The sequence below is a fragment of the Pseudomonas sp. P4_C4 genome, from assembly GCF_056402055.1.
Genome location: NZ_JBFUID010000039.1, coordinates 24542 through 50442, shown reverse-complemented (window position 1 = coordinate 50442; position 25901 = coordinate 24542). Strand labels below are relative to the sequence as shown.

25 protein-coding genes and 1 pseudogene are annotated in these 25901 nt (G+C 62.2%); 18 read left to right on the top strand and 8 right to left on the bottom strand.

The window, feature by feature from the left end; translation table 11 throughout:
* Positions 1–1236, bottom strand: a complete 1236-nt coding sequence (locus tag AC1DXW_RS20180; protein ID WP_477760366.1) for a thiamine pyrophosphate-dependent enzyme — start codon at positions 1234–1236, stop codon at positions 1–3.
* 185 nt (positions 1237–1421) lie between these two features.
* Here AC1DXW_RS20180 and bkdR point away from each other — a divergent pair, with 185 nt between their 5' ends.
* Positions 1422–1910 (top strand): Bkd operon transcriptional regulator BkdR, encoded by a 489-nt coding sequence (bkdR, locus tag AC1DXW_RS20175; protein WP_007976593.1) that lies wholly within the window; start codon positions 1422–1424, stop codon positions 1908–1910.
* A gap of 112 nt (positions 1911–2022) precedes the next feature.
* Here the strand turns inward: bkdR and AC1DXW_RS20170 are convergent, their stop codons facing one another.
* Entirely contained in the window at positions 2023–2886 is an 864-nt protein-coding gene (locus AC1DXW_RS20170) for an MBL fold metallo-hydrolase (protein ID WP_477754604.1), read from the bottom strand.
* A 103-nt stretch (positions 2887–2989) separates the two neighbouring features.
* Here AC1DXW_RS20170 and AC1DXW_RS20165 point away from each other — a divergent pair, with 103 nt between their 5' ends.
* The 6 genes and pseudogenes from AC1DXW_RS20165 (at position 2990) to nahK (ending at position 9768) form a co-directional block, all read left to right on the top strand.
* On the top strand, positions 2990–3331 hold the full coding sequence (locus tag AC1DXW_RS20165; RefSeq protein WP_477754603.1) for an ArsR/SmtB family transcription factor: 342 nt from the start codon (positions 2990–2992) through the stop codon (positions 3329–3331).
* Positions 3332–3492: 161 nt separating this feature from the next.
* Positions 3493–3636, top strand: a pseudogene (locus tag AC1DXW_RS20160) (FAD/NAD(P)-binding protein); the annotation flags it as partial.
* 15 nt (positions 3637–3651) lie between these two features.
* Entirely contained in the window at positions 3652–4458 is an 807-nt protein-coding gene (locus AC1DXW_RS20155; RefSeq protein WP_477754602.1) for a sulfite exporter TauE/SafE family protein, read from the top strand.
* 250 nt (positions 4459–4708) lie between these two features.
* Complete coding sequence (locus AC1DXW_RS20150) at positions 4709–5893, top strand: porin (RefSeq protein ID WP_477754601.1); 1185 nt, start codon at positions 4709–4711, stop codon at positions 5891–5893.
* Between the two features lie 154 nt (positions 5894–6047).
* Positions 6048–7205: a nitric oxide-sensing protein NosP gene (gene nosP, locus AC1DXW_RS20145; RefSeq protein WP_477754600.1), complete on the top strand. Its 1158-nt coding sequence runs from the start codon at positions 6048–6050 to the stop codon at positions 7203–7205.
* The gene (gene nahK, locus AC1DXW_RS20140; RefSeq protein WP_477754599.1) at positions 7135–9768 is read left to right on the top strand and encodes a hybrid sensor histidine kinase/response regulator NahK/ErcS'; all 2634 of its coding nucleotides are present in this window, start codon (positions 7135–7137) and stop codon (positions 9766–9768) included. Before nosP ends, nahK begins: the two co-directional genes overlap by 71 nt.
* Before the next feature lie 123 nt (positions 9769–9891).
* Here nahK and AC1DXW_RS20135 read toward each other — a convergent pair whose 3' ends face one another.
* The 6 genes from AC1DXW_RS20135 to AC1DXW_RS20110 form a co-directional block, all read right to left on the bottom strand.
* Complete coding sequence (locus tag AC1DXW_RS20135) at positions 9892–10554, bottom strand: response regulator (protein WP_477754598.1); 663 nt, start codon at positions 10552–10554, stop codon at positions 9892–9894.
* A gap of 56 nt (positions 10555–10610) precedes the next feature.
* The gene (locus AC1DXW_RS20130) at positions 10611–11168 is read right to left on the bottom strand and encodes a PQQ-dependent catabolism-associated CXXCW motif protein (protein WP_477754597.1); all 558 of its coding nucleotides are present in this window, start codon (positions 11166–11168) and stop codon (positions 10611–10613) included.
* A gap of 131 nt (positions 11169–11299) precedes the next feature.
* Positions 11300–12091, bottom strand: coding sequence for an ABC transporter permease (locus AC1DXW_RS20125; protein WP_477754596.1), 792 nt, complete (start codon positions 12089–12091; stop codon positions 11300–11302).
* On the bottom strand, positions 12088–12819 hold the full coding sequence (locus tag AC1DXW_RS20120; RefSeq protein WP_477754595.1) for an ABC transporter ATP-binding protein: 732 nt from the start codon (positions 12817–12819) through the stop codon (positions 12088–12090). The genes AC1DXW_RS20125 and AC1DXW_RS20120 overlap by 4 nt, the downstream gene beginning before the upstream one ends.
* The gene (locus tag AC1DXW_RS20115; protein ID WP_477754594.1) at positions 12816–13790 is read right to left on the bottom strand and encodes a YVTN family beta-propeller repeat protein; all 975 of its coding nucleotides are present in this window, start codon (positions 13788–13790) and stop codon (positions 12816–12818) included. The genes AC1DXW_RS20120 and AC1DXW_RS20115 overlap by 4 nt, the downstream gene beginning before the upstream one ends.
* Before the next feature lie 30 nt (positions 13791–13820).
* Positions 13821–15005, bottom strand: a complete 1185-nt coding sequence (locus AC1DXW_RS20110; protein WP_477754593.1) for an ABC transporter substrate-binding protein — start codon at positions 15003–15005, stop codon at positions 13821–13823.
* 210 nt (positions 15006–15215) lie between these two features.
* Between AC1DXW_RS20110 and pedF the strand changes: the two genes are divergently transcribed.
* The 11 genes from pedF (at position 15216) to pqqE (ending at position 25718) form a co-directional block, all read left to right on the top strand.
* A complete protein-coding gene (gene pedF / locus AC1DXW_RS20105; protein ID WP_477754592.1) occupies positions 15216–15677 on the top strand; it encodes a cytochrome c-550 PedF in 462 nt (153 codons plus the stop codon).
* Between the two features lie 3 nt (positions 15678–15680).
* Complete coding sequence (locus tag AC1DXW_RS20100; RefSeq protein WP_477754591.1) at positions 15681–16556, top strand: substrate-binding periplasmic protein; 876 nt, start codon at positions 15681–15683, stop codon at positions 16554–16556.
* A gap of 10 nt (positions 16557–16566) precedes the next feature.
* On the top strand, positions 16567–17328 hold the full coding sequence (locus AC1DXW_RS20095) for a quinoprotein dehydrogenase-associated SoxYZ-like carrier (protein ID WP_477754590.1): 762 nt from the start codon (positions 16567–16569) through the stop codon (positions 17326–17328).
* A 31-nt stretch (positions 17329–17359) separates the two neighbouring features.
* On the top strand, positions 17360–18298 hold the full coding sequence (locus tag AC1DXW_RS20090) for a quinoprotein relay system zinc metallohydrolase 1 (protein WP_477754605.1): 939 nt from the start codon (positions 17360–17362) through the stop codon (positions 18296–18298).
* A gap of 289 nt (positions 18299–18587) precedes the next feature.
* Positions 18588–20363: a PQQ-dependent methanol/ethanol family dehydrogenase gene (locus tag AC1DXW_RS20085; RefSeq protein ID WP_110661132.1), complete on the top strand. Its 1776-nt coding sequence runs from the start codon at positions 18588–18590 to the stop codon at positions 20361–20363.
* A gap of 235 nt (positions 20364–20598) precedes the next feature.
* Positions 20599–22119, top strand: a complete 1521-nt coding sequence (exaC, locus tag AC1DXW_RS20080; protein ID WP_477754752.1) for an acetaldehyde dehydrogenase ExaC — start codon at positions 20599–20601, stop codon at positions 22117–22119.
* A 257-nt stretch (positions 22120–22376) separates the two neighbouring features.
* Positions 22377–22448, top strand: coding sequence for a pyrroloquinoline quinone precursor peptide PqqA (gene pqqA / locus AC1DXW_RS20075; protein WP_003253598.1), 72 nt, complete (start codon positions 22377–22379; stop codon positions 22446–22448).
* Positions 22449–22503: 55 nt separating this feature from the next.
* On the top strand, positions 22504–23418 hold the full coding sequence (pqqB, locus tag AC1DXW_RS20070; RefSeq protein ID WP_477754753.1) for a pyrroloquinoline quinone biosynthesis protein PqqB: 915 nt from the start codon (positions 22504–22506) through the stop codon (positions 23416–23418).
* A 158-nt stretch (positions 23419–23576) separates the two neighbouring features.
* The gene (gene pqqC / locus AC1DXW_RS20065; protein WP_477754754.1) at positions 23577–24329 is read left to right on the top strand and encodes a pyrroloquinoline-quinone synthase PqqC; all 753 of its coding nucleotides are present in this window, start codon (positions 23577–23579) and stop codon (positions 24327–24329) included.
* A complete protein-coding gene (gene pqqD, locus AC1DXW_RS20060; RefSeq protein ID WP_110660742.1) occupies positions 24326–24598 on the top strand; it encodes a pyrroloquinoline quinone biosynthesis peptide chaperone PqqD in 273 nt (90 codons plus the stop codon). The genes pqqC and pqqD overlap by 4 nt, the downstream gene beginning before the upstream one ends.
* Entirely contained in the window at positions 24576–25718 is a 1143-nt protein-coding gene (gene pqqE / locus AC1DXW_RS20055; RefSeq protein WP_477754755.1) for a pyrroloquinoline quinone biosynthesis protein PqqE, read from the top strand. Before pqqD ends, pqqE begins: the two co-directional genes overlap by 23 nt.
* Positions 25719–25901 lie beyond the last annotated feature (183 nt).

The following is a 25901-nucleotide window of genomic DNA, read 5'->3' as shown; positions in this document are numbered from 1 at the left end:
TCAGATCCCCAACTCTTGACGCTGGCGCTTCAAGTGCTCCGGCATCTCTTTGTAGACGTCTTCGAACATGGTCGCGGCGCTCGGAATCTGGCCGCCGGCGAGGGTGCCGTACTGCTCGGCTTCTTTCTGCGCAGCGATCACTTGGGCCTCCAGTTCGGCGCTGACCGCGGCGTGTTCCTCTTCGGACCAGTGACCGGTCTTGATCAGGTGCTGCTTGAGGCGCGCGATCGGATCACCCAACGGGAAGTGGCTCCAGTCATCGGCGGGACGGTATTTGGACGGATCATCGGAGGTCGAGTGCGGGCCGGCGCGGTAGGTGACCCATTCGATCATGGTAGGGCCGAGGCCGCGGCGCGCACGTTCGGCGGCCCAGGCAGAGGCGGCGTAGACCGCGTAGAAATCGTTGCCATCGACCCGCAGGGAGGCGATGCCGCAACCGACGCCACGACCGGCGAAGGTGGTCGCTTCACCACCGGCAATCGCCTGGAAGGTGGAGATCGCCCACTGGTTGTTGACCACGTTGAGGATCACCGGTGCGCGGTACACGTGGGCGAACGTCAGGGCGGTGTGGAAGTCCGACTCGGCGGTGGCGCCGTCGCCGATCCACGCCGAAGCGATTTTGGTGTCGCCCTTGATCGCCGAGGCCATGCCCCAGCCCACGGCTTGCACGAACTGGGTGGCGAGGTTGCCGGAGATGGTGAAGAAACCGGACTCCTTGACCGAGTACATGATTGGCAACTGACGTCCCTTGAGCGGATCGCGCTCGTTGGAAAGCAGTTGGCAGATCAGGTCGACCAACGGTACGTCGCGGGCCATCAGGATGCTTTGCTGGCGGTAGGTCGGGAAGCACATGTCGTCGATGTTCAGGGCCAGGGCCTGGGCGCTGCCGATGGCTTCTTCGCCAAGGCTCTGCATGTAGAACGACATCTTTTTCTGACGCTGGGCGACCACCATGCGGTTGTCGTAGATGCGGGTCTTGAGCATGGCACGCATGCCCTTGCGCAGGATCTCCACCGGCACGTTTTCGGCCCACGGCCCAAGGGCATTGCCCTGGTCGTCGAGCACGCGAATCAGGCCACGGGCCAGATCAGCCGTGTCAGCCGGTTCAACGTCGATAGGGGGTTTGCGCACCGTGCCGGCATCGGTCAGATGCAGGTAGGAAAAGTCGGTTTTACAGCCGGGACGGCCCGAGGGTTCGGGGACGTGCAGGCGCAGCGGTTCATACGCTTGGGTCATGGCTTCTACGCTCGATCTTGTGAATTTCTTGTAGTGAGCTGACAGATTTCGTTCGGTAGAAGAAATCTTGTCCTACAACAATCATAGGCCCGGCCAAGAAGAATATTTCTCTCTGTTTCGTTGCGTTAAAGATCATTTGCAGATAAAAAACCTGCATAAACATAAAAAACAGGTGGTTTTATCTCATGCGCAAACTGGACCGTACCGATATCGGCATTCTCAACAGCCTTCAGGAGAACGCACGCATCACCAACGCCGACCTGGCGCGTTCGGTGAACCTGTCGCCGACGCCATGTTTCAACCGGGTCAAGGCCATGGAAGAACTGGGGGTGATTCGCGAGCAAGTGACGCTGCTGGATGCCGACTTGCTGGGGCTGCATGTGAACGTGTTCATTCACGTCAGCCTGGAGAAGCAGGTGGAGGAGGCGCTGCAGCATTTCGAAGAGGCGATTTCCGACCGCCCCGAGGTGATGGAGTGCTACCTGATGGCCGGCGACCCGGACTATCTGATCCGGGTGCTGGTGCCGACCATCCAGTCGCTGGAGCGCTTCATGATGGACTTTCTGACCAAGGTGCCGGGGGTGGCGAACATCCGCTCGAGCTTTGCGCTCAAGCAGGTGCGCTATAAGACCGCGCTGCCGTTGCCGGCGAATGGGCTGACGTTGGGTAACTGAAAATCAAGGATCGCGCTTTGTAGGAGCTGCCGAAGGCTGCGATCTTTTGATTCTGGCGACAGATGGATCGCTGAAGATCAAAAGATCGCAGCCTTCGGCAGCTCCTACAGGGTTAGAGTTTGTTCAGGGGGATTTTCAGGTAGGTCACGCCGTTGTCTTCGGCCGGCGGCAAATTCCCCGCCCGCACATTCACCTGGATCGCCGGCAGCAACAGTGTCGGCATCCCCAATCCCGCATCGCGCCGGGTGCGCATTTCCACGAAGGTGTTCTCATCGATGCCGTCGCGCACGTGGATGTTGCTTTTGCGCTGTTCACCGACGGTGGTCATGCATTCGGGGGCGCGTCCCTCGGGCGGATAATCGTGGCAGATGTACAGGCGCACGCTGGCGGGGAAGGCCAGCAGCTTGTGGATCGAGGCGTACATCTGGTTGGCATTGCCGCCGGGAAAGTCGCAGCGGGCGGTGCCCACGTCCGGCATGAACAGCGTGTCGCCGACCAGGATCACATCGTTGCCGATCAGGTAGGCCATGTCCGCCGGGGTATGACCGGGCACGTGCAGGGCAGTCGCCTTGAGATTGCCGATCATGAACGATTCGTCGGGGGCGAACAGGTGATCGAACTGCGATCCGTCGACGCAAAAGGCAGGCTCCAGATTGAACAGCGCCTTGAACACGTCCTGCACCTTGCTGATCGACTCGCCAATGGCGATCTTGCCGCCCAGCTGCCCGCGCAGGTATGGAGCGGCGGACAGGTGATCGGCGTGGGCGTGGGTTTCCAGTAGCCATTGCACCTGCAAGTGACGGGCGTGGACGAAGGCGATGATTTTGTCGGCCTGGGTGGTCGCGGTACGCCCGGAGGCTGCGTCGTAATCGAGCACGGGGTCGACAATCGCACACTGGCCTCCATCCGCCTCGTAGACCACGTAGCTGTAGGTCGAGGAGGCAGGGTCGAGGAAAGCTTCAATCAGCGCGGGCATGGACACGAACCTGTGCAGGGGTAGAAAAGTCAGTCATGGGTTGCAACACTTTATATAAAAACATAATGTTCACAGCTTAAGTGACGTTGAAGGCATCCTGCAAATGCAATCCAGTCTGACCGAATGTGAAGTCGCCCAACTGCGCGCCTCGGCCTCCAGGGCGTGTGCGCTGCTCAAGGCCCTGGCCAATGAGGATCGCCTGTTGATCCTGTGCCAGCTGACCCAGGGTGAGCGCAACGTAGGCGAGCTGGAAAAAATGACCGGTGTGCGCCAACCGACCCTGTCCCAGCAATTGGGCATCCTGCGCGATGAAGGACTGGTCGCTACCCGTCGTGAAGGCAAGTACATTTTTTATGGTCTCGCCAGTCACGAAGTGATTCAGGTGATGAAAACCCTCTCCGGGCTGTATTGCGGGGCCGTGCTTAAAAGCTGGGTTCAACCCTGAACCTATTCAACACACCGAACCTGTGGGAGCGAGCTTGCTCGCGATGGCGTCGGCACATTCAACATAAATGTTGGCAGACCAACCGTCATCGCGAGCAAGCTCGCTCCCACAAGTTTTTGGTTTGACTCGTAAATCCTTGCGTGCAGCAAAAGGAACAAGCAATGAACGATCAACACTGGGGCCCATCCATCAGTGCAGATATCGTGGTCATCGGCGGCGGCACAGCGGGTATCGGCCTTGTCGCCAGCCTGCTCAAGCGTAGCCCGCATCTGAACATCACCGTGATCGAACCCGACTCCCGGCACAACTGAGAACTCCCTATGTTGCTGGCAAGTCTGTTTGGCGTAGTGATGGGGTTGGTGCTCGGCTTGACTGGCGCCGGTGGCGGTATCCTTGCGGTCCCGGCCCTGGTGTTGGGGTTGGGCTGGAGCATGACCCAGGCCGCTCCGGTGGCGTTGTTCGCGGTGGGCAGTGCGGCAGCGGTCGGCGCCATCGACGGTTTGCGCCATGGCCTGGTGCGGTATCGCGCGGCGCTGCTGATCGCGGCGTTGGGCGCGGTGTTTTCGCCGCTGGGCATCTACTTCGCCCATCAGTTGCCGGAAAAGATCCTGATGATCCTGTTCAGCCTGCTGATGGTCGTGGTAGCCGGGCGGATGTTGCGCCGCGAGCGCAAGGACGAGGGCCCCAGCGATCACGGTCACGCCAACTGGGGCCAGAAGAACTGCATGCTCGATCAACAGACCGGGCGCTTTTCCTGGACCGCCAAATGCACCGCGACCCTCGCCGCACTGGGTGCGGTGACGGGGGTGGTGTCGGGGTTGCTGGGGGTGGGTGGCGGCTTTCTGATCGTCCCGGCCTTCAAGCAACTGACCGATGTGCAGATGCGCGGGATCATCGCCACGTCGCTGATGGTGATCAGCCTGATTTCGGCCATCGGCGTGATCGGCGCGTTCCAGGCCGGCGTGCGCATCGACAGCGTCGGCGCCATCTTCATCGGCGCCAGCATTGCCGGCATGATCGTTGGCCGCAAGCTCTGCGCCCAGGTACCGGCGCGGGCGTTGCAGGTCGGGTTCGCCAGCATCTGTTTCGGGGTCGCCGTGTACATGCTGATAAAAGCGAGCGCTTGACTTGCAGGAGCCCGGCTTGCCGGCGAAGGGGGCTTCAAGTGCGTCTTCGCCGGCAAGCCGGCTCCTACGGAAAGCGGTTCTTTACAACTTTAGTGGCTTGCCCTGCCGACAAGCGGTCGTACGTCTTAGTTGTCGCGCACAGCCGCCCATTCCAAAGCACTTCAAAACCAGCCCCAAGGCAGCGTATGGCGCCGCCGGTCAGGTTTCGATAATCGCCTCCGACATTTAGTCCCCCGTTTCGGAGCGCGCCATGCACAACAATAAGAACGTCACGCATCGTTTTCTGCCTGCCTTCATCGCCAGCCTGTCTGCCCTTGGCCTGAGCCCGCTGGCCGAGGCGGATATCATGCTGTACGACAAGGACCAGACCACGTTCTCCACCGACGGCTACATCAACGCCTTCTACGTGAACAGCGATGTCGACCGCGCCGGCGAGCAGTTCGACCGTCGGCAGTCGCGGGTCAAGATGGGCTTTTTGCCCAACTACCTGGGGTTCAACATGGGCAAGCAGGTAGACGATCTCAAGCTCGGTGCCCGCGCCTCGTTCTGGGTCACCATCAACGACAGCCAAACCAACGGCACCGACACCGCCATCGATGTGCGGCAGTTCTTCGGCACCGTGGCCAACCCGCAATGGGGCGAAGTGCTGATCGGCAAAGACTTCGGGCTGTTCGCCCGTTCCAACATCCTGCTCGACGAAATGCTCGCCGGTTACGGCCAGGTCAGCGATACGTTGGGGCTGGTGGATGGCGGCGGGGTGTCGTTCGGCAACATTGGCACCGGTTACCCGTATCCGTTCCCGACCTCGCAGATCACCTATCGCACCCCGGTGATGGACGGTCTGCGTGTGGCGGTCGGCATCATGGACCCGGTGGACACCAACGACAGCAGCCCGACGGGCAAGGCCTATCAGGAAAACCCGCGTACCGAGAGCGAAGTCACCTATCAGTTCGACCTGGCCGGGGCAAAGATCTACAGCTGGGTCAACGGCAGCTACCAGACCTCGGACAACACCGATTCCACGGTCGAGACCGTCACCTCCAAGGGTGTCGGTTATGGCGTGCAGGCGAAGATGGGCGGCTTGTCCCTCACCGGGTCCGGTTTCCAGGCCAAGGGCATCAACCCGTTTTTCACCAACAATGCCGGCGAGCCGACCCTGCGCAACGTCGACAGCGACGGCTACCTGTTGCAGGGCTCCTACAAACTGGGCAAGAACCGCTTGGCCTTGTCCTACGGCAAGACCAATGACGATGGCAATGGCGTGGTCGGCAGCGGCGCAGACTACGAGACCCGCGGCATCGCGTTGTTCCATGACGTGAACGACAACCTCAAGCTGGTGGCCGAGTACAACCAGTTCGAAATCAACGGCCACGACACCAGCGAGCAGAACGAAGACACCGACACCTTTGCCGTGGGTGCGGTGCTGACCTGGTAACCCCGGGAGGTGGCCCTGGCCGTGCGCATCGCGGCGAGGGTCGCCAACCGTCTCATCCCATCGAAGCGGCTACCCGCTACCCAAGTAGCATTCGTCGCACCCCACAGACTTCGTACACTCGTGCCTCATACACACGCACCTGCGGGAGGTAAGGATGCAGCAGAGCGAAGGCGTCGTCAGTGCAATGTCCCAGGCCACCGATGCCCGGCAGGTCGCGCAGGAACTGGCCAGACAGTTGTTGCATCCGCACCTGGGGTTCGTGCTGTTCTTCTGTTCCGCCGAGTACGACTTGCAGGCGCTGGGCCAGGCCCTGCAGCAAAGCTTCGGCGGCATTCGCCTGGCGGGCTGCACCAGCGCCGGGGAAATCACCCCGCTGGGCTACGGGCGCAATTGCGTGACGGCGGTGGGTTTCGATCATCGGCACTTTTCCATCGCGATCGAGCTGATCGACCAGATGGAGCACTTCAGCCTGATCGACGCCCAGCAAATGGTCGAGCGCCTGGTCAGTGGCTGTCGCAGCAACACCCTGGCTCCGATCAAGGGCAACAGCTTTGCCCTGACCCTGCTCGATGGCCTGTCCAGCCGCGAAGAAATGGTCCTGGCGGCCTTGAGCGCGGCATTGGGCGACATTCCGCATTTCGGCGGCTCGGCCGGCGACGATAACTACCTGACCCATACCCATGTGTACTTCGATGGCGAGTTCCACAGCGGTGCGGCCGTGGTGGTGCTGGTCAATACCTGGCTGGATTTCGAAGTGTTCACCACCCACCACGTGCTGCCCCGCGCCGAGAAGCTGGTGGTCACCGGAGCCGACAGCGCCTCACGGCGGGTCTTCGAACTCAATGCCGAGCCGGCTGCCGCCGAGTACGCCCGGCACATCGGCGTGCCGGTGGCGCAGCTCGATCACCGGGTCTTCGCCGCGCACCCGTTGGCAGTGCGGATCAACCAGCAGTACTACGTGCGGGCCATCCAGCAGGTGCATCCGGACCTGAGCCTGAGTTTCTACTGCGCCGTGGAAAACGGCATCGTCCTCACCGCCATGACCCCGGGGCCGATGCTGCCGAACCTGCAGAGCCTGTTCGAAGGGTTGCAGGAGCGCCTGGGCGATTTGCTGCTGACCATCGGTTGCGACTGTTTCCTGCGGCGTCTGGAACTCGAAGACGACGGCAGCCTCGATCAGATCGGCTCGTTTTTGCGTGAGCAACGGGTGATGGGTTTCAACACCTATGGAGAACAGTTCAATGGCATGCACATCAACCAGACCTTCACCGGCGTTGCCATTGCCCGTGGCCGTGCCCCCGGACATCGCTGAGCTGCAGGCCGAACTGGCCAGGCTGCGCCTGGAAAACCATAAACTGCAGCGCATCAATGGCGCACTGATCGAACGGGTCGAGTCCGGGGTGACCCGCGGCAACGATCCGTACGCGGCATTCCAGCATTCGGTGGTGCTGGCCGAGCAAGTGCGCGAACGCACCGATGCCCTGAACCAGGCCATGGCCGAACTCAAGGCCGGTAATCATTTGCTCAGCGAAGCCCGCTTGCGCGCGGAAACGGCGCATCAACACCTGATCGACGCCATCGAAAGTATTTCAGACGCCTTCGTGCTGTTCGACGCCGAGCAGCGCATCGTGCTGTTCAACAGTCGCTTCAAGGCGTTCTGGAGCAACAGCCGGGTGCGGATCAACGCCGGCATGCGCCTGACCGAGGTCAAGCGGTTGATGATGAACAACGGCCTGTTCACCGAAGAGCCGCGCGGGCATGCCGACGAAAACCTGCTTTACCGCCTGCAGAACGGGCGCTGGCTGCAAGTCAGCGAGCGGCCGACCCAGGAAGGTGGGCGGGTGATTCTGTTCACCGACATTACCGACGTCAAGCTCAGCGAAACCGTACGCCGTGAGCAGGCGGTGGCGCAGAAGTCGCATCTGTTGCAACGGGCGGTCGACAACCTGTCCCAAGGGGTGGCGATGGTCAGCGCCGAGGGCATCCTGGAATTGTGGAACCGGCGTTTCCTGGAATTGAGCGGCCTGGCGCCGGTGGCTGCCCATCGCCCGTTTGCCGAAGTGATCGCCGACAGCGAGTTGAACCTTTTGACCCCGGCCAGTCGCGATGGCAACGGGCGACCGGTGCGCGAATGCGAGCAGCGTCTGTACGATGGCCGGGTCCTGGAAATCCGCACCCATCCGTTGCCCACCGGCGGTTTCGTCAACACCTTCACCGACATTACCGAGCGCTACCAGCACGCCGAAGCGCTGAGTGAAAGCGAACACTGGATTCGCCTGATCACCGATCACGTACCGGCATTGATTGCCTACCTCAATGCCGACCTGGTCTACGAGTTCACCAACAAGGTCTATGAAGAATGGTACTGCTGGCCCCGCGGCGTGATGCTCGGCCAGAGCCTGCGCGAAGTGCACAGCGAACAGCATTACCAGCGGCTGGAGTCCTACGTGGCCAGGGCACTGGCGGGCGAGAGCGTGACCTTCGAGTTCGCCGAAACCAACGTCAACAACCAGGAGCGCTACATGCTGCGCTCCTATGTGCCCAACCGTCTGGCCAGTGGCGAGGTGGTGGGGATTTTCGTGCTGATCCGCGACATCACCGAACGCCGCCGCACCGCCGAGGCGCTGCACCAGGCTTATCAGAACCTGGAGCTGCGGGTACGCGAGCGCACAGCGGAATTGACTACCCTCAACGACCAGCTGCTGCGCGAGATCGATGAGCGGCGCCTGGTCGAGTCACGCTTGCGCGAGGCCAAGCAGGAAGCCGAGCAGGCCAATCTGTCGAAAACCAAGTTCCTCGCCGCCGTCAGCCACGACCTGCTGCAACCGTTGAATGCCGCGCGCCTGTTTACCAGTGCCTTGCTGGAACGGCGCGAGCCGATGTCCAGCGAGACTCTGGTGCGCAACGTGAGCAATTCCCTGGAAGACGTGGAGAACCTGCTCGGCACCCTGGTGGATATTTCCAAGCTCGATGCGGGGGTGATCAAGGCCGACATTGCACCGTTCGCCCTCAGTGAACTGCTGGACAACCTGGCCGCCGAATACACCCAGGTGGCGCGCAGTGAAGGCCTGCAACTGCACTTCATCGGCTGTTCGGCGCTGGTGCGCAGCGACATCCAGTTGCTCGCGCGGATTCTGCGCAACCTGCTGAGCAATGCGATTCGCTATACCTACAGTGGCCGCGTGGTGCTCGGTTGCCGGCGGCATCACCAGTGCCTGACGATCGAAGTCTGGGACAGCGGCATGGGCATTGCCGAGCATCGCCTGGAGGAGATTTTCCAGGAGTTCAAGCGCGGTGATGTACAGCGACCCGATCAGGATCGCGGCCTGGGCCTGGGCCTGGCGATCGTCGAGAAGATTGCCGGCATCCTCGGGCATCGCATTCATGTGCGTTCGTGGCCGGGCCGGGGCTCGATGTTCTCGGTCGAAGTACCGTTGAGCGCCACCGCGCCCAAGCCGCAGCCGGCGTTGCAGATGAGCGAGCCGATGCTGGAGCGCCTGCGTGGAGCGCGGATTTGGGTGCTGGACAATGACGCGACCATCTGTGCCGGCATGCGCACCTTGCTGGAGGGGTGGGGGTGTCGGGTGGTGACGGCGCTGTCGGAGGAGGACCTGGCGCGGCAAGTGGACAACGACCACGCCAAGGCCGACCTGCTGATCGCCGACTACCACCTGGACAACGATCGCAACGGTGTCGACGCCGTGGCCCGGATCAATGCCCGGCGCGCGTCACCGATTCCGGCGATGATGATCACGGCCAACTACAGCAACGAACTCAAACAGCAGATCCGCGAACTGGGGCACACCCTGATGCACAAACCGGTGCGGCCGATGAAGCTCAAGACCGCGATGAGTCATTTGCTTGGCCGGCCTTGAGGTGGGTGGCGCTTGAACTGACGTCATCGCGAGCAAGCTCGCTCCCACAGGGACTGCATCGTACCTGTGGGAGCGAGCTTGCTCCGGGCGGCGATCCGACGATGGCAGCGCTGCGGTCTTGAATCAACGCCGCAGATAAGACCCGAAATCAATATCCCCGGCACTCAGGATCGCCTGCACCCGGTTGTGCACGTTGAGCTTGCGCAGGATCGCCGAGACGTGGGCCTTGACCGTGGTCTCGGCGATTTCCAGGGTGTAGGCGATCTGCTTGTTCGATTCGCCCTTGGTCATGCGTTCCAGTACCTGCAGTTGCTTGCGGGTCAGGGCCTGGAGCAGTTCGGGCGGGAAGCTCGGGGTGTCGTTCCGCCGGTGGGTGCTGCTTTTGGCGGTGCGGATGATGTCCGGGGGCAGGTAGACATTGCCGTTGAGAATCTGCTGGATGGCATCGGTCATCTGGGTGCGGGGTGAAGACTTGGTGATAAAGCCCACCGCGCCGTAGGTGATGGCTTGCAGCACGATCTGTTTGTCCTGCTCGGCGGAGACAATCACCACCGGAATGGTCGGTGCCTCGTTACGCAAGTTGATCAGGCCATTGAGCCCGTGCATGCCGGGCATGTTCAGGTCGAGCAGGATCAGGTCCAGATCGTCGTGTTCCTGGGTCAGGGCCAGGGCGCTGTCCAGGTCAGCGGTTTCCATCACTTCGCTGCCGGCAAAACCGTCGCTGATGACGTTGTGGATGGCTTCGCGAAACAGCGGGTGATCGTCGGCAATCAGAATTTTGTACATGGCCTTTCACCTCATTATTTTGATTATGGTGTGGCAACAACACGCACGCGTAAAGCTCAGGGAAAGGGTTCGGGCCGGGCGGGCGAAACCGGCAGGTTGGCCGCTTGCCAGGCGTCCAGGCCATCGCGATACCAATACAGCGTCTTATAGCCCATGGTGGCTGCGCGCTTGACCGCATTCCAGCTCAACCAGCAGTCGGAGCGGCAATAGAAGACCAGCGGTTGCGTCGGGTCGCCGGCGGTCAGCTTTTTCAGGTTGGCGGCGAAATAGTCCTGCCATTGCGGCGTCAGGTCACCGTCCCCGGTATTGGCCAGCCAATGGCTGCCGGGCAGGTTTTCATGGGGCTGGTCCTCGATGAATTGCCCTTGCAGCCACTGACGGCGGTAGACGTCGATCAGCACCGGGCGTGGGGGTTGGTTGAGCAGGGTTTGCAGGGCGGGGGTGTCGATGATGGTTGCGCCTTGCAGCTGGTCGGGTGTCGGGCTGCGGTACAGGCCGATGCGATAGCCGTCGGTGGAGAACAGCGCTGTGTCGGCCTGCGCGGTACTCAGCAGCAGGCCCAGCGACAGGGCGGCGAAAGCAGGGCGCAATAGGCAACGTCGGGCACGCGGCATGGGTTCAGTCCTTATAGTTATGGACCTATTACATGCCAGTCGGGGGGCTTTGGGAATGCGACGATAGACAGGGAAACCAGTACTAAAGTAGTAATTTCACCCTGTTCAATGAAGATCCTCCTGTGGGGTAATCAGCTGGCTTTGCGCAGGGCCGCATGCTGCGGGTTGAAGGTCAGTACGGCGAGAAACGCGAACAGCAGTGTCAGCCCCGTGCACACCGCCAGCGCCAGCGGATTGAAGCGTTCATACAGGGCGAAACGCACCAGCTCCACCGCATGGGTAAAGGGATTCACCGCGCATAGCCAATACAGCCACTCGCTGGCCTCGCGCATCTTCCACAGCGGATACAGCGCGGACGACAGGAAAAACAGCGGGAAGATCACGAAATTCATCACCCCGGCAAAGTTCTCCAGCTGGCGGATCGCGTTCGACAGCAGCAGGCCCAGTGCGCTGAGCATCAACGCCACCAGCAGCAGGGCCGGCAACGCCAGCAACAGCCCCATGGCCGGTGGCCGCACGCCGTAGACCCAGGCAATCGCCAGGAACGCATACACCTGCAACAGCGAAATCAGCGACGTGGCCAACAGTTTGCTGCACAGCAGAAAGGTGCGGGGCAGGGGGCTGGTCAGCAGCACGCGCATGCTGCCCATCTCGCGGTCGTAGACCATCGACAGTGAGCCCTGCATGCCGTTGAACAGCAGGATCATGCAGGCCAGGCCGGGAATGATGTAGACCTCGTACGGTATGTAGGTGTCGTAGGGTTCGATGATTGCGATCCCCAGCGCTGCGCGAAAACCGGCGGCGAACACCAGCAGCCACAGCAGCGGCCGCACCAGGGCGCTGAGAAACCGCGTGCGTTGCAGCACAAAGCGCAGCCATTCGCGCAGCACGATACCGCTAAAGCATTGCCAGTAAGCGTTCATCGGGCAGCTCCTGATGTTGTCAGGCGGGTGAAGGCCGAACCGAGGTCACCGCCGTGTTCCAGGCTCAGGGCATCGGCCTGTCCGCTGGCCACCAGCCGGCCTTGATGCAGGATCAACAAGTCATCGCTGGGCTGCACCTCGTCGAGCAGGTGGGTGGTCCAGAGCACGCTGATGCGCTCCTCGCGACACAGGCTGCGGATGTGCTGGTTGAGCGCCAGGCGACTCGCCGGGTCGAGGCCGACACTGGCTTCATCGAGCAGCAACAGGCGCGGCTCGTGCAACAGGGCGCGGGCAATTTCCACCCGGCGGCGATGGCCGCCATTGAGTTCACGCACCCGTTCGCGACGGCGGTCGGTCAGGGCCTGGCGGTCCAGTTCGGCGTCGACCCGAAGGTCGGTCTGACGCCGGGACAGGCCATGCAATGCGGCGTGATAGCGCAGGTTCTGCTCGACGCTGAGGTCCAGGTCCAGGGTGCTTTGCTGGAACACCACGCCCAATTGCCTGAGTGCCGGGCGTGCGGCGCTGCGCAATGAATTGCCACCGACGCGGATCTCGCCGTGCTGCAGATCATAGAGCCGGGTCAGCAGGGCAATCAGGGTCGACTTGCCGGCGCCATTTGGCCCCAGCAGCGCGGCGAAACGCCCGGGTTCCAGGCTGAAACTCACCTTGCGCAATGCCTCTCGAGCACCGTAGACGAAACTCAGGTCGCTGACTTCAAGGGCGTTCATGGCGTCACCACCACGCCCCAGGGATAGCGCCCGACCTTCACCGATTTGCTGACCTTGAGGCTGTCGACATCGATCACCGAGACATCGCCGCTGACGCCGTTGGTGGCCAGCAATTGCTTCTGATCCGGGGTGAACGCCATCTGCCAGACCCGTCGACCCACCAGCAGGTAATCGAGAATCTCGAAGGTTTTGGCATCGATCACCGCCACATGATTTGCCGGGCCCAGTGCAACGAAGCCGTACTTGCCATCGGCGCTGAGCTTGATGCCGACCGGCTGGACTTTGTCCGGGTGCACGCCCTTGATCTGGAAGTTCAGGGTCTTGAGCACGGTGCGGCTGGCCACATCGAGAATGGTCACGGTGCCGCCGATTTCCGCCGAGGCCCAGAGCCGGGCGCCATCGGGGGAGAACTCGACGAAGCGCGGGCGCTGGTCCACCAGGGTGCTGTCGGCCAGGGTCTGGGTGCCGGTGTCGATCCAGTGCAGCATGTTGGTGGTCTCGCTGGTGTTGACCGCCCATTTGCCGTCGGGGCTCACCGCCATGCCTTCGGGTTCGACACCGACGTTGATCTGGCCGAGTACCTTGGAGGTCTCGGTGTCGATCACTGTGACCAGCGCATCGTCTTCGTTGGAGACGTACAACCAGCGATTGTTCGGGTGCAGGGCGAATTGCTCGGGGTCTTTGCCCGAGGGCAGTTCCTTGATGATCTTGCGCGTGGCCACGTCCATCACCTGGACCCGGTCCGAGTCACTGGCGCAGATGTACAGCAGCTTGCTGTCATGGGACAGCAGCAGGCCGCGGGGGCGCTGGCCGACGGGCAGGGTGTCGGTGACTTGCAGGGTCTGCAGGTCGATCAGGCTCAGGCTGTTGTCCTTTTCGTTGGAGACCCAGGCAGTGCTGGCAACGGCATGGCCAGCGGCGAGCAGCATGACCCAGGAAAGTAGGGAGCGGCAGAGCAGGGTGCGGCGCATGGCGGATTCCTTGTTGTTGTGATGATCGGATCAGGGAAAGCGGCAGCTGACCTCGGGCTTGTCGTAACCCAGACTGTCCATCTCGTTGAACGGGTGCAGAAAGCCATCCTGGGGTGAGGTGCTGACCAGCGCCCGGGGCTGGACAATGGGAATCGGCTGGCGCAACTGGCCGTTCCACGGCCGGTAGCTGAGCTTGCGGCCCTTGAAACCGTCGAGGGGCAACTGGTCGCTGATTTCCAGCGTACGGATCGCCATCGGCTCGGCCTGGCGCAGTTTGCTCACGGCGCTGGCGATACTGCGCACGGCCATCCAGGCGGCGAAATCGCGGTCATTCATCCAGCGCCCGGTCAGGGCTTCAAAGCGCTTTTGCAGCTGCGCGGCACCGTAGGTTTCCACGGTCTTGTGCCAGCCCACCGGGGTCAGGCCCTGGGTGCCGGCGACCGGGCGCGGGTACCAGGTCTGGTAGGGCACGTATTCACCGAAGTCGCCGCGTTCATCGGCCACCAGTACCACGTCGTACTCGGCGGTCTGGGTGAACAGCGGCATGTCGGCCTGGGCGCTGCGTCGCTGGTCGTTGTCGAAGCTCCAGGTTTTTTCCGCCACCAGTTGCAAGCCGAAGCGCTTGGCGGCGCGGCGCAGGGCGGCGGCATAGGCTTGATCGTCCGGCGTCGGGCCGACAATCAGCAGCGCTCGCTGCCATTTGCGCAGCACCAGAAACTGCGCCAGTGCATCGGCGAGCATCGCCCGGCTCGGCAAGGTGTGCAGCACGTTCGGCAGGCAATCGGAGGTGCGCAAGTTGTCGTCCGGGCTGCCGGCGTTGAACAGCAGGCTGTCGGGCAGTGCGGCACTGAGTTGGCGCAGGCTGGTGGCAGGTGCGTTCACCACGAACAGGCGCAGGCCTTGTTCATGCTGCACCTTTGCCGCTTCGAGCAAGGCCTCGGGGCTGTCGACACTGGCGCTGAACAGACTGTAGCCGTGGTTGAGAAAACGCCCGGTGCTGTTGCTGTCGGTGATCGCCAGTTCGGCACCGCGCAGCCCGGCATCGGTGGGCTCGGGGATGACGTTCGACAGCAACGGGCCTGGGTCGGGGCGATAACCCAGATAGCCGATGCGCACCTGCAAAGGTGCATCCGCCGCCTGGCTCTGGGTGGCCAGGCCGGCGGCGCAGGCAATCGCCAGCAGGTAGATCAGGGCGTAAGGGGCAAGCTGGCGCATAGGGCACTCCATTACAGGTAGCGCCAGCTTAGGTAGCCCGTGATGGTGAGGAAATATGCAGAAAGTACCGGTGGTGTCCATCCAGCGCCTTACTACCAAGGGACTAGCTGGCGACCACCAAAGCAGCATGGGGTGAGCGCGATGCCGTTTCTAAGATGGCTGCCATAGCCTCTGCCAAGAGGTTTTGCGTGCAATCCAGAGGGCATAACAATGACAACAAAACGCAACGCCTTGCTCGTGACCGGGCTATTGGCCGGTCTTATCAGCGCAGGTTCCGCCTGGGCCCACGGCAACGTGGTGCCACAGGCCGTGGCGACCCCGGGGCTGACCCCGATCAAGGACGCCGGTGTGCAACTCGATGCCGATGGCTGGGCCGCGGTGAACCCGTATCGCACCGCTGCGGAACACGACAAGGCAGTGGAAATCGGTGCCTCGGCCTACACCCAGAATTGCGCGGCCTGTCATGGCCTGGAAGCCAAGTCCGGCGGTATCGCCCCTGACTTGCGCATGCTCGATGTCGGCGAGGCGGGCGATGAATGGTTCGCCGAACGGGTGCGCCATGGCGCGGTGCGCGACGGTCGGGTGTACATGCCGAAGATGGCCGACTACCTGAGCCAGGAAGCCCTGTGGGCGGTGCGCACTTATCTGGACACTGTGCACGTCGAGGAGTGACCCATGCGCCTGCTCGCGGTGTTGATCGGCGCTCTGTGGCTGTGCTGCCAGCCGGCGCAGGCGCAGGTTCGCAACTACGACGAAATGATCGCCGCCGGGGAGCTGAAGGTGGCGGTCTACAAGGACTTCGCCCCCTACAGCTTTGAAAGCGCCGGAAAGCCCCAGGGTGTCGATGTCGAACTCGCCGAAGCCTTGGCCAAGGCGCTCGGCGTGCGCCTGACGCTGATCTGGGCGCCGGCGGGAGAAAAGCTTGATGACGACCTGCGCGATTACATCTGGCGTGCCAGTGCCTTGCACAACCAGCAACTGGCCGACCTGATGATGCGCGTGCCCTATGACCGTGACTACGCGCAGAAGCGCAACGAGTTCGGCGAACTGGAAAATGGCCACGTGGTGATGTTCGGTCCGTACCAGAACGAACAATGGCAGGTGGCCTATGACCGTCGGCGGCTGGACAAGGTCGCCAGCGTCGCGGTGTTCGAGCAACACCCGATTGGTGTCGAAGTCGACAGCATACCGTCGTTCTACCTGACCTCGGTGTTCAACGGCATGCTCGCCGGCAAGACCCATCACTATCCCGGCGTGCCCCAGGCGTTTGCCGCGATGAAGGCCGGTGAGGTCGACGCGGTGATGGCCATGCGCGGCGAGATCGACTGGCAAGTGCATGAAGCGGCCGACCCGCAAGTGGCACTGGCTGAGAACGCCTATCCGAACATGGGCAAGCAGCTCTGGGAGATCGGCATGGCGGTGCACGAAAGCAACCGTCAACTGGCCTATGCCGTGGAAGAGGCGCTCGAAGGCCTGATTCGCGAGGGCGCGGTGAAGACCATCTACGGCCATTACGGCCTGCGTTACGACGTGCCCGAGATGTATCAATAAGGAGCAGGCGATGAAATGGCGAAGGAGTTGTCTGTTGGCCTGCTGGTTAAGCCTGGCGGCACAGGCCGCCGAAATCGATCCCGGCAAAGACCCGGTGCCATCGGTGATGTGGACGTTCTATCACCAGCAGTTTCTTGGCAATGCGCCGTTCGTTTTCGATGATCGGGTCAAGTTGCTGGCGCCGCCGTTTGCCGAAGATGCCCGGCAGGTGCCGCTGGAAATCGACGCCCGGGCGTTCAACGGCGAGGTGGTGAAAATCCTCGCCTGGGCCGAGCTGAACCCTTTGCCGAAAATCGTCGACTTCCAGCCGCTGAATTCGGTTTTGCCCTGGTTGTCGTTGCGCATTCGCATCGAACAGGCCACCCCCTTGCGGGCGGCGGTGTTGACCCGTGACGGCCTGTGGCATGTCGGCTCGACCCTGATCGACGCGGCAGGTGGCGGCTGCACTGCGCCGAGCGTGGTACGCAGCCAGCCGGGCTGGGAGGAACACATCGGCGAAGTGCTCGGCGGGCGTTATCCCCGGGGCGAGTTCAGCCGTTTGCGTTTGCAGGTGGCCCATCCCATGGACAACGGCATGGTCAGTGGCATCCCGGAATTCTTCATCAACCATGCCGAGTTGCGTGACCGTAGCGAGCAAGTGCTGGCCCGGCTGGAGCTGTTTCCCGCGGTCAGTGAAAACCCCAACCTGGCCTTCGACATCGAAGGGGCAGGGCAAACGCGCCTGCTGCTACGGGACAACAGCGGCAATGAGTTCGATGCGTCGATCCTCTGACCTCAAGGAGCGTGACCCCAAGGAGCGTGGCATGCGCTGGATCCTGTTGATGGTGTTAAGCGTCAGTCTGCCGGCCCTGGCCGATCTTGAATACTCACTCAAGCCCAGGCAGATCGCCCAGGACACCTGGCTGCTGGAAGGCAGCACCGATAACTTCGCCAAGGCCAACGGCGGCAACATCGTCAACACTGCGTTCATCGTCACCGAACGCGGTGTTGTGGTGATCGACAGCGGGCCGTCCAGGCGTTACGGCGACGCGATGCGCAAGGCCATTGCCGCCACCACCGACAAGCCGGTGATCCAGGTGCTGCTGACCCACCACCACCCGGACCATGTGCTGGGCAATCAAGCCTTCAGCGACGTGCCGATCGGCGCCTTGGCCGGCACCACCGAGCTGTTGCACCGGCAAGGCGATGCCATGGCCGAAAATATGTACCGCATGGTCGGCGACTGGATGCGTGGCACCGAAGTGTTGTTGCCGACTCAGACGCTGACACCCGGCGTGAAAAGTTTTGGGAATCACGATTTGCGTCTGCTGAGCCTGGGTGGGCATACGGGCGCGGATCTGGCTATTCTCGACCAGCACACCGGCGTGCTGTTTGCCGGGGACCTGGTGTTTTATCAACGGGCGCTGACCACGCCCAACAGTCCAGGGCTGTCAGTGTGGCTGGCGGACATCGCGACCCTGCAAGGCTTGCCCTGGACGCTGATCGTGCCGGGCCATGGGCCGGTGGCCAGTGATCGGCAACCCTTCGAGCAAATGCGCGATTACCTGACCTGGCTCGATCAGCTCATGCGCGACGGCGCCGCCAATGGCAGCGACATGGCCGAGATGATCCGCAGCCCCATCCCCGAACGCTTCGCCAGCATCAATTTGAGCCGCTACGAACTGATCCGCAGCGTCAGTCACCTGTACCCACGTTACGAGCGCGAGCGGATGACGCGGGTGGATTCCAACGCGCAAAAGTGAGCAAACACAGAACCCCTGTGGGAACACCCTGTGGGAGCGAGCTTGCTCGCGATGGCGTCGTATCAGCCGACATCAATGTTGACTGTCAGGACCTCATCGCGAGCAAGCTCGCTCCCACAGGGGACCTGTGTCTGGCACAAAATCCGCTACTCATCTCCTCCCACCCTGTACCAAGGAACTAGCAATCTCCTCATTGCGGGCAATTGTTGCCAGGGCGGCGGCGCCCAAGAATCTGCACCAGACCGGGAAAATTTTCCGGACATAACAAAAATCCGCAGAGGAAGCCGTCATGACCCAACCCGCACGTCGCCAGCCCTTCGTCTTGAGCCTGCTACTCAGTGCCATGCTGTTGTCCGGCCAGGCATTGGCCGGGGTTTCCGACCAGGACATTCTCCAGGACCCGAAGAACCCGGAACAGGTCGTGACCAACGGCCTCGGCGTTCAGGGTCAGCGCTACAGCCCGCTGGATATTCTCAACGTCGACAACGTCAAGGAGCTGCGACCGGCCTGGGCGTTTTCCTTCGGCGGTGAAAAACAGCGTGGCCAGCAGGCGCAGCCGATGGTCAAGGACGGCGTGATGTACATGACCGGTTCCTACTCGCGGGTGTTCGCCGTGGATGCGCGCACCGGCAAGAAACTCTGGCAATACGACGCGCGCCTGCCGGATGACATCCGCCCCTGCTGCGACGTGATCAATCGTGGCGTCGCGCTGTATGGCGACCTGGTGATTTTCGGCACCCTTGACGCCAAGCTCGTGGCGCTGAACAAGGACACCGGCAAGGTGGTGTGGAGCAAGAAAGTCGCCGACCACAAGGAAGGCTACTCGATCAGTGCCGCGCCGCTGGTGATCAACGGCAAGCTGATTACCGGCGTGGCCGGTGGCGAGTTCGGTGTGGTGGGCAAGATCGAGGCCTACGACCCGAAAAACGGTGATCTGCTGTGGACCCGGCCGACGGTCGAAGGCCATATGGGCTACGTCTACAAGGACGGCAAAGCGGTGGAGAACGGCATCTCCGGCGGCGAGGCGGGCAAGACCTGGCCGGGCGATCTGTGGAAAACCGGCGGCGCGGCCCCTTGGCTTGGCGGCTATTACGACCCGGAAACCAACCTGCTGCTGTTCGGTACCGGCAACCCGGCGCCGTGGAACTCGCACCTGCGCCCTGGCGACAACCTCTACTCCTCATCGCGCCTGGCACTCAACCCGGACGACGGCACCATCAAGTGGCACTTCCAGAGCACGCCCCACGACGGTTGGGACTACGACGGCGTGAACGAGCTGGTGTCGTTCAACTACAGCGAAGGCGGCAAGGAAATCAAGGCGGCGGCCACTGCCGACCGCAACGGCTTCTTCTACGTGCTGGACCGCACCAACGGCAAATTCATCCGTGGCTTCCCGTTCGTGGACAAGATCACCTGGGCCACCGGCCTGGATAAGAACGGCCGGCCGATCTACAACGAAGCCAGCCGTCCCGGCGCCCCGGGCTCGGAAGTCAAGGGCAGTTCGGTCTTCGTAGCACCGGCGTTCCTCGGCGCGAAAAACTGGATGCCGATGGCTTACAACCAGGACACCGGGTTGTTCTATGTGCCGTCCAACGAATGGGGCATGGACATCTGGAACGAAGGCATCGCCTATAAGAAAGGCGCGGCGTTCCTCGGCGCCGGATTCACCATCAAGCCATTGAACGAAGACTACATCGGCGTGCTGCGGGCCATCGATCCGAAAACCGGCAAGGAAGTCTGGCGTCACAAGAACTACGCGCCGCTGTGGGGCGGGGTGCTGACCACCAAGGGCAACCTGGTGTTCACCGGCACGCCTGAAGGTTTCCTGCAGGCGTTCAACGCCAAGACCGGCGAGAAGGTCTGGGAATTCCAGACCGGCTCCGGCGTGCTCGGCTCACCCATCACCTGGGAAATGGACGGCGAACAGTACGTTTCGGTGCTCTCCGGCTGGGGCGGCGCGGTACCGCTGTGGGGCGGTGAAGTGGCCAAGCGCATCAAGGACTTCAACCAGGGCGGCATGCTCTGGACCTTCAAGCTGCCCAAGGACCTGGTAGCCAAGCACTGATTCCGAATCCACCGCATACCCCCTGTAGGAGCGAGCTTGCTCGCGATGAACCTGAGAACACCGAGGGGTGTCAGGTGCCCAGCGTCATCGTTGACGACCATCGCGAGCAAGCTCGCTCCTACTAAATAACGAGAGCCCCTCCTGCCAACGATGCATTCGTCTGGCATGCGGGGCTCTCTAGTATCGGCTCATCGCCTGTCAGCACGACAGGCATCGACCCAGACAGAGGCCTACCATGATCTACGCACAACCCGGAACCCCAGGCGCCGTCATTACCTTCAGGCCGCGCTACGGCAACTTCATCGGTGGCGAGTTTGTCGCTCCGATCAATGGCGAGTACTTCACCAACACCTCGCCGGTCAACGGTGAAGTGATCGCCGAATTCCCGCGCTCCAGCGCCGCCGACATCGACAAGGCCCTCGACGCCGCCCATGCCGCTGCCGACGCCTGGGGCAAGACCTCGGCCCAGGACCGCTCCCTGGTGCTACTGAAAATCGCCGATCGCATCGAGCAGAACCTTGAGGTCCTGGCCGTCACCGAAACCTGGGACAACGGCAAGGCCGTGCGCGAAACCCTGAACGCCGACGTGCCGCTGGCGGCCGACCACTTCCGTTACTTCGCCGGCTGCATCCGCGCCCAGGAAGGCGGCGCCGCCGAGATCAACGAGCTGACCACGGCCTATCATTTCCATGAGCCCCTGGGTGTGGTCGGGCAGATCATTCCGTGGAACTTCCCGCTGCTGATGGCCGCCTGGAAACTCGCCCCGGCCCTGGCCGCCGGCAACTGCATCGTGCTCAAGCCTGCCGAGCAAACGCCGCTGTCGATCATGATCTTCGCCGAACTCATCGCCGACTTGCTGCCAGCGGGCGTGCTGAACATCGTCCAGGGCTTCGGTCGCGAAGCCGGCGAGGCCCTGGCCACCAGCAAGCGCATCGCCAAGATCGCCTTCACCGGCTCGACCCCGGTGGGCGCGCACATCATGCATTGCGCCGCCGAGAACATCATCCCGAGCACCGTCGAGCTGGGCGGCAAGTCGCCGAATATCTTCTTCGAAGACATCATGAACGCCGAGCCCGCGTTCATCGAAAAAGCCGCCGAAGGCCTGGTGCTGGCGTTCTTCAACCAGGGTGAAGTCTGCACCTGTCCGTCCCGGGCGCTGGTGCAGGAGTCGATCTACGAGCCGTTCATGGCCGAGGTGATGAAGAAGATCGCCAGGATCAAGCGCGGTAACCCGCTGGACACTGAGACCATGGTCGGCGCCCAGGCGTCCGAGCAGCAATACGACAAGATCCTCTCGTACCTGACCATTGCCCAGGAGGAGGGCGCCGAGCTGCTCACCGGCGGCGCGGCCGAGCGTCTGGAGGGCGACCTGGCCAGCGGCTATTACATCCAGCCGACCCTGCTCAAGGGGCACAACAAGATGCGTGTGTTCCAGGAAGAAATCTTCGGCCCGGTGGTGGGTATCACCACCTTCAAGGACGAAGCCGAAGCCCTGGCCATTGCCAACGACAGCGAGTTCGGCCTCGGTGCCGGCCTGTGGACCCGCGACATCAACCGCGCCTACCGCATGGGCCGGGCGATCAAGGCCGGGCGCGTGTGGACCAACTGTTACCACCTGTACCCGGCGCACGCCGCGTTTGGTGGCTACAAGAAGTCCGGCGTCGGCCGGGAAAACCACAAGATGATGCTCGATCACTATCAGCAGACCAAAAACCTGCTGGTGAGCTACGACATCAATCCGCTGGGGTTCTTCTGATTCCTTGAACACGACGCAAAACCTGTAGGAGCGAGCCTGCTCGCGATAGCGGTCCGACAATCAACATCAATGTTGAATGTGCTGACCTCATCGCGAGCAGGCTCACTCCTACATGGGGTTTGTGTGATGCCAGTGACCGCGCAACACCCCCTACCAAATCACCCCGCCAACTCCTTCGAAAGTAGCATTCGGGCACTCGATGCCCCGTGCATTAATGGCTCTACCGGAATCACCCGGCACAAGAAGAGGAATGACCCATGTGGACTAAACCCGCGTTTACCGATCTGCGCATTGGCTTCGAAGTGACGATGTATTTCGCCAACCGTTGATTGATCACCCGGCCAGCCGCTGCGTTGGCCGGGCCTGCCTTCTGGAGCATCTGCCATGCACATCCGCGTTCTCGGTTCCGCCGCTGGCGGTGGTTTCCCGCAATGGAACTGCAACTGCCGCCAGTGCGCCGGTGTGCGCAATGGCAGCCTGCGGGCCCAGCGCCGTACGCAGTCGTCGATTGCCCTGAGCGACGACGGCGTGGAGTGGGTGCTGTGCAATGCTTCACCGGACATTCGCGCGCAACTCGAGAGTTTTGCGCCCATGCAACCGGCGCGGCGCCTGCGTGACAGCGCCATCGCCGGCATCGTGCTGCTGGACAGCCAGATCGACCATTGCACCGGTTTGCTCAGCCTGCGCGAAGGCTGTCCGCATGCGGTGTGGTGCACCGAGCGCGTGCATCAAGACCTGAGCAGTGGTTTCCCGCTGTTCAACATGCTCGGACACTGGAACGGCGGATTGCACTGGCAACCGGTCGGCCTTGAGCGTCAGTCGTTCAACATCCCGGCCTGCGAGCATTTGCAGTTTCGCGCGATTCCCCTGGTGAGCAACGCACCGCCGTATTCGCCCAATCGCGGCAACCCGCAACCGGGCGACACCATAGGCCTGTTCATCGAAGACCTGCGCAACGGCGCCTCGCTGTTCTATGCCCCGGGCCTTGGCCGAATCGACGATGAAGTGCTGGGCTGGATGCAGCGTGCCGATTGCCTGCTGCTGGACGGCACCCTGTGGCGCGACGACGAGATGCGTATCTGCGAAGTCGGCCAGAGCCTGGGCAGCGAAATGGGGCACCTCCCACAAAGCGGCCCGGGCGGCATGCTTGAAGTGCTGGAGGGTTTCAACCGCCAGCGCAAGGTGCTGATCCACATCAACAACACCAATCCGATCCTCGATGAAGACTCGGCCGAGCGGGCTTTGCTGGAGCGGCGGGGGATCGAAGTGGCTTATGACGGCATGAGTATTGAGCTGTAGCCAAAGGCCCTATCGCGAGCAAGTCGGATCGCCGCACCGTCGCTCCCACAATGGATTTCTGCTGTACATGAAATTTGTGTTCCCACCGAACACCTGTGGGAGCGAGCTTGCTCGCGATAGGGCCAGCGCGGGTACCGCAAAAATTCCCGGAGAATAAAATGACTGACACCCCCATGTCCCCCACAGAATTCGAAACCGCCCTGCGCGCAAAGGGCGCCTACTACCACATCCACCATCCCTTCCACCAAGCCATGTACGCCGGCCGCGCCAGCCGCGAGCAGATCCAGGGCTGGGTCGCCAATCGCTTCTACTATCAGGTCAATATCCCCCTGAAGGACGCCGCGATTCTCGCCAATTGCCCGGACCGCGACGTGCGCCGGGAATGGCTGCAACGGATTCTCGACCACGACGGCGTCCCCGGCAGCGAGGGCGGCATCGAAGCCTGGCTGCGCCTGGGCGAAGCGGTGGGGCTGGATCGCGAGCAGATCCTCTCCCAGGAACTGGTGCTGCCCGGGGTTCGTTTTGCCGTGGACGCCTACGTCAATTTCGCCCGTCGCGCCTGCTGGCAGGAAGCGGCCAGCAGTTCGCTGACCGAACTCTTTGCGCCGCAGATCCATCAATCGCGACTCGACGCCTGGCCGACCCATTACCCGTGGATCGACGTCGCCGGCTACGACTATTTCCGCACGCGCCTGAGCCAGGCGCGGCGCGATGTCGAGCATGGCTTGCGCATCACCCTGGGGCACTACGTGACGGCCCAGGGGCAACAACGCATGTTGGAGATCCTGCAATTCAAGCTCGACGTGCTGTGGAGCATGCTCGATGCCATGAGCATGGCCTACGAACTTGCGCGCCCGCCGTATCACACGGTCACCGGCGACAACGTCTGGCACCGGGGGATCGCCCTGTGAGCCTGATCGATCGCCAGCAGTCACCGGCCTTGCGTCGCGGTTTTCGTCTGCAATGGGAGCCCCGTCAGGACTGCCATGTGCTGCTGTACCCCGAAGGCATGATCAAGCTCAACGCAAGTGCCGGTCAGATTCTCGGCCTGGTGGATGGCCAGCGCAGCGTGGCGGCGATCATTGATCGATTGAGCGCCAGTTTCCCCGGCGTACCCGGGATCGACGAAGACGTGCTGGCGTTTCTGGAGGTGGCCCATGCGCAATTCTGGATCGAGTGAGACGCTGCCCGGGCCACCGTTGTGGCTGCTCGCCGAGCTGACCTATCGCTGCCCGCTGCAATGCCCCTATTGCTCCAATCCGTTGGATTTTGCCCACCATGGAGAGGAACTGAGCACGCAAGAATGGATTCGCGTATTCCGCGAAGCGCGGGAAATGGGCGCCGCGCAACTGGGGTTTTCCGGTGGCGAGCCATTGGTTCGCCAGGACCTCGCCGAACTGATCAAGGCCGCCCGGGACATGGGCTACTACACCAACCTGATCACCTCCGGCATCGGCCTGACCGAGCAGAAGGTGCGCGACTTCAAGGTGGCCGGGCTGGACCATATCCAGATCAGCTTCCAGGCCGCCGACGAGGAGGTGAACAACATGCTCGCCGGCTCGCGCAAGGCCTTTGCCCAGAAACTGGCCATGGCCCGTGCGGTGAAAGCCCAGGGCTATCCGATGGTGCTGAACTTCGTCACCCATCGGCACAACATCGACCGGATCGCGCAGATCATCGAGCTGTGCCTGGAGCTGGAGGCGGATTTCGTTGAATTGGCCACGTGCCAGTTCTACGGCTGGGCCGAACTGAATCGCGTCGGGCTGTTGCCTACACGCGAGCAATTGCAGCGTGCCGAACGCATTACTAATGAGTACCGTGAACGCCTTGAAGCCCAGGGCCACCCGTGCAAGCTGATCTTCGTCACCCCGGACTACTATGAGGAACGTCCCAAGACCTGCATGAACGGCTGGGCCAACCTGTTTCTCGACATCACCCCCGACGGCACGGCCTTGCCTTGCCACAGCGCCCGGCAGTTGCCGGTAGCGTTTCCCAACGTGCGCGAGCACAGCCTCTCGCACATCTGGAACGACTCGTTCGGCTTCAATCGTTTTCGCGGCGATGACTGGATGAAGGAGCCGTGTCGCTCCTGCGACGAAAAGCACAAGGACCTGGGAGGATGCCGCTGCCAGGCCTTCATGTTGACCGGCGATGCTGGCAATGCCGACCCGGTGTGCAGCAAGTCGCCCCATCACGGCGTGATCCTCAAGGCTCGCGAAGAAGCGGAGGCGCCGGGGTTGGGGATGGAGCATCTGACGCTGCGTAACGCGAAGGCTTCGCAGCTGATCTATCGCGGCTAAAGCAACCGAATGAACCCTGTGGGAGCGAGCTTGCTCGCGATGAGGGCGGCACATTCAACATTGATGTCGACTGTGATGCAGCTATCGTCGGAACGCCGCCCGGAGCAAGCTCGCTCCCACAGGGGGGCTGCGGTGAATTCGAATCCGAGTACGTCCCGGCCGTGCTACCCATTGGTCTGATTG

Bases quoted from the DNA above. Each gene is read 5' to 3' on its own strand.
- AC1DXW_RS20155 (WP_477754602.1), top strand. From the start codon at position 3,652: ATGTTGCTGGCAAGTCTGTTTGGCGTAGTGATGGGGTTGGTGCTCGGC.
- exaC (WP_477754752.1), top strand. From the start codon at position 20,599: ATGATCTACGCACAACCCGGAACCCCAGGCGCCGTCATTACCTTCAGG.
- pqqB (WP_477754753.1), top strand. From the start codon at position 22,504: ATGCACATCCGCGTTCTCGGTTCCGCCGCTGGCGGTGGTTTCCCGCAA.
- AC1DXW_RS20120 (WP_477754595.1), bottom strand. From the start codon at position 12,819: ATGAACGCCCTTGAAGTCAGCGACCTGAGTTTCGTCTACGGTGCTCGA.
- AC1DXW_RS20165 (WP_477754603.1), top strand. From the start codon at position 2,990: ATGCAATCCAGTCTGACCGAATGTGAAGTCGCCCAACTGCGCGCCTCG.
- AC1DXW_RS20135 (WP_477754598.1), bottom strand. From the start codon at position 10,554: ATGTACAAAATTCTGATTGCCGACGATCACCCGCTGTTTCGCGAAGCC.
- AC1DXW_RS20150 (WP_477754601.1), top strand. From the start codon at position 4,709: ATGCACAACAATAAGAACGTCACGCATCGTTTTCTGCCTGCCTTCATC.
- nahK (WP_477754599.1), top strand. From the start codon at position 7,135: ATGGCATGCACATCAACCAGACCTTCACCGGCGTTGCCATTGCCCGTG.
- pedF (WP_477754592.1), top strand. From the start codon at position 15,216: ATGACAACAAAACGCAACGCCTTGCTCGTGACCGGGCTATTGGCCGGT.
- AC1DXW_RS20130 (WP_477754597.1), bottom strand. From the start codon at position 11,168: ATGCCGCGTGCCCGACGTTGCCTATTGCGCCCTGCTTTCGCCGCCCTG.
- AC1DXW_RS20170 (WP_477754604.1), bottom strand. From the start codon at position 2,886: ATGCCCGCGCTGATTGAAGCTTTCCTCGACCCTGCCTCCTCGACCTAC.
- AC1DXW_RS20100 (WP_477754591.1), top strand. From the start codon at position 15,681: ATGCGCCTGCTCGCGGTGTTGATCGGCGCTCTGTGGCTGTGCTGCCAG.
- nosP (WP_477754600.1), top strand. From the start codon at position 6,048: ATGCAGCAGAGCGAAGGCGTCGTCAGTGCAATGTCCCAGGCCACCGAT.
- AC1DXW_RS20180 (WP_477760366.1), bottom strand. From the start codon at position 1,236: ATGACCCAAGCGTATGAACCGCTGCGCCTGCACGTCCCCGAACCCTCG.
- bkdR (WP_007976593.1), top strand. From the start codon at position 1,422: ATGCGCAAACTGGACCGTACCGATATCGGCATTCTCAACAGCCTTCAG.
- AC1DXW_RS20090 (WP_477754605.1), top strand. From the start codon at position 17,360: ATGCGCTGGATCCTGTTGATGGTGTTAAGCGTCAGTCTGCCGGCCCTG.
- pqqC (WP_477754754.1), top strand. From the start codon at position 23,577: ATGACTGACACCCCCATGTCCCCCACAGAATTCGAAACCGCCCTGCGC.
- AC1DXW_RS20115 (WP_477754594.1), bottom strand. From the start codon at position 13,790: ATGCGCCGCACCCTGCTCTGCCGCTCCCTACTTTCCTGGGTCATGCTG.
- pqqE (WP_477754755.1), top strand. From the start codon at position 24,576: ATGCGCAATTCTGGATCGAGTGAGACGCTGCCCGGGCCACCGTTGTGG.
- AC1DXW_RS20110 (WP_477754593.1), bottom strand. From the start codon at position 15,005: ATGCGCCAGCTTGCCCCTTACGCCCTGATCTACCTGCTGGCGATTGCC.
- AC1DXW_RS20095 (WP_477754590.1), top strand. From the start codon at position 16,567: ATGAAATGGCGAAGGAGTTGTCTGTTGGCCTGCTGGTTAAGCCTGGCG.
- AC1DXW_RS20085 (WP_110661132.1), top strand. From the start codon at position 18,588: ATGACCCAACCCGCACGTCGCCAGCCCTTCGTCTTGAGCCTGCTACTC.
- AC1DXW_RS20125 (WP_477754596.1), bottom strand. From the start codon at position 12,091: ATGAACGCTTACTGGCAATGCTTTAGCGGTATCGTGCTGCGCGAATGG.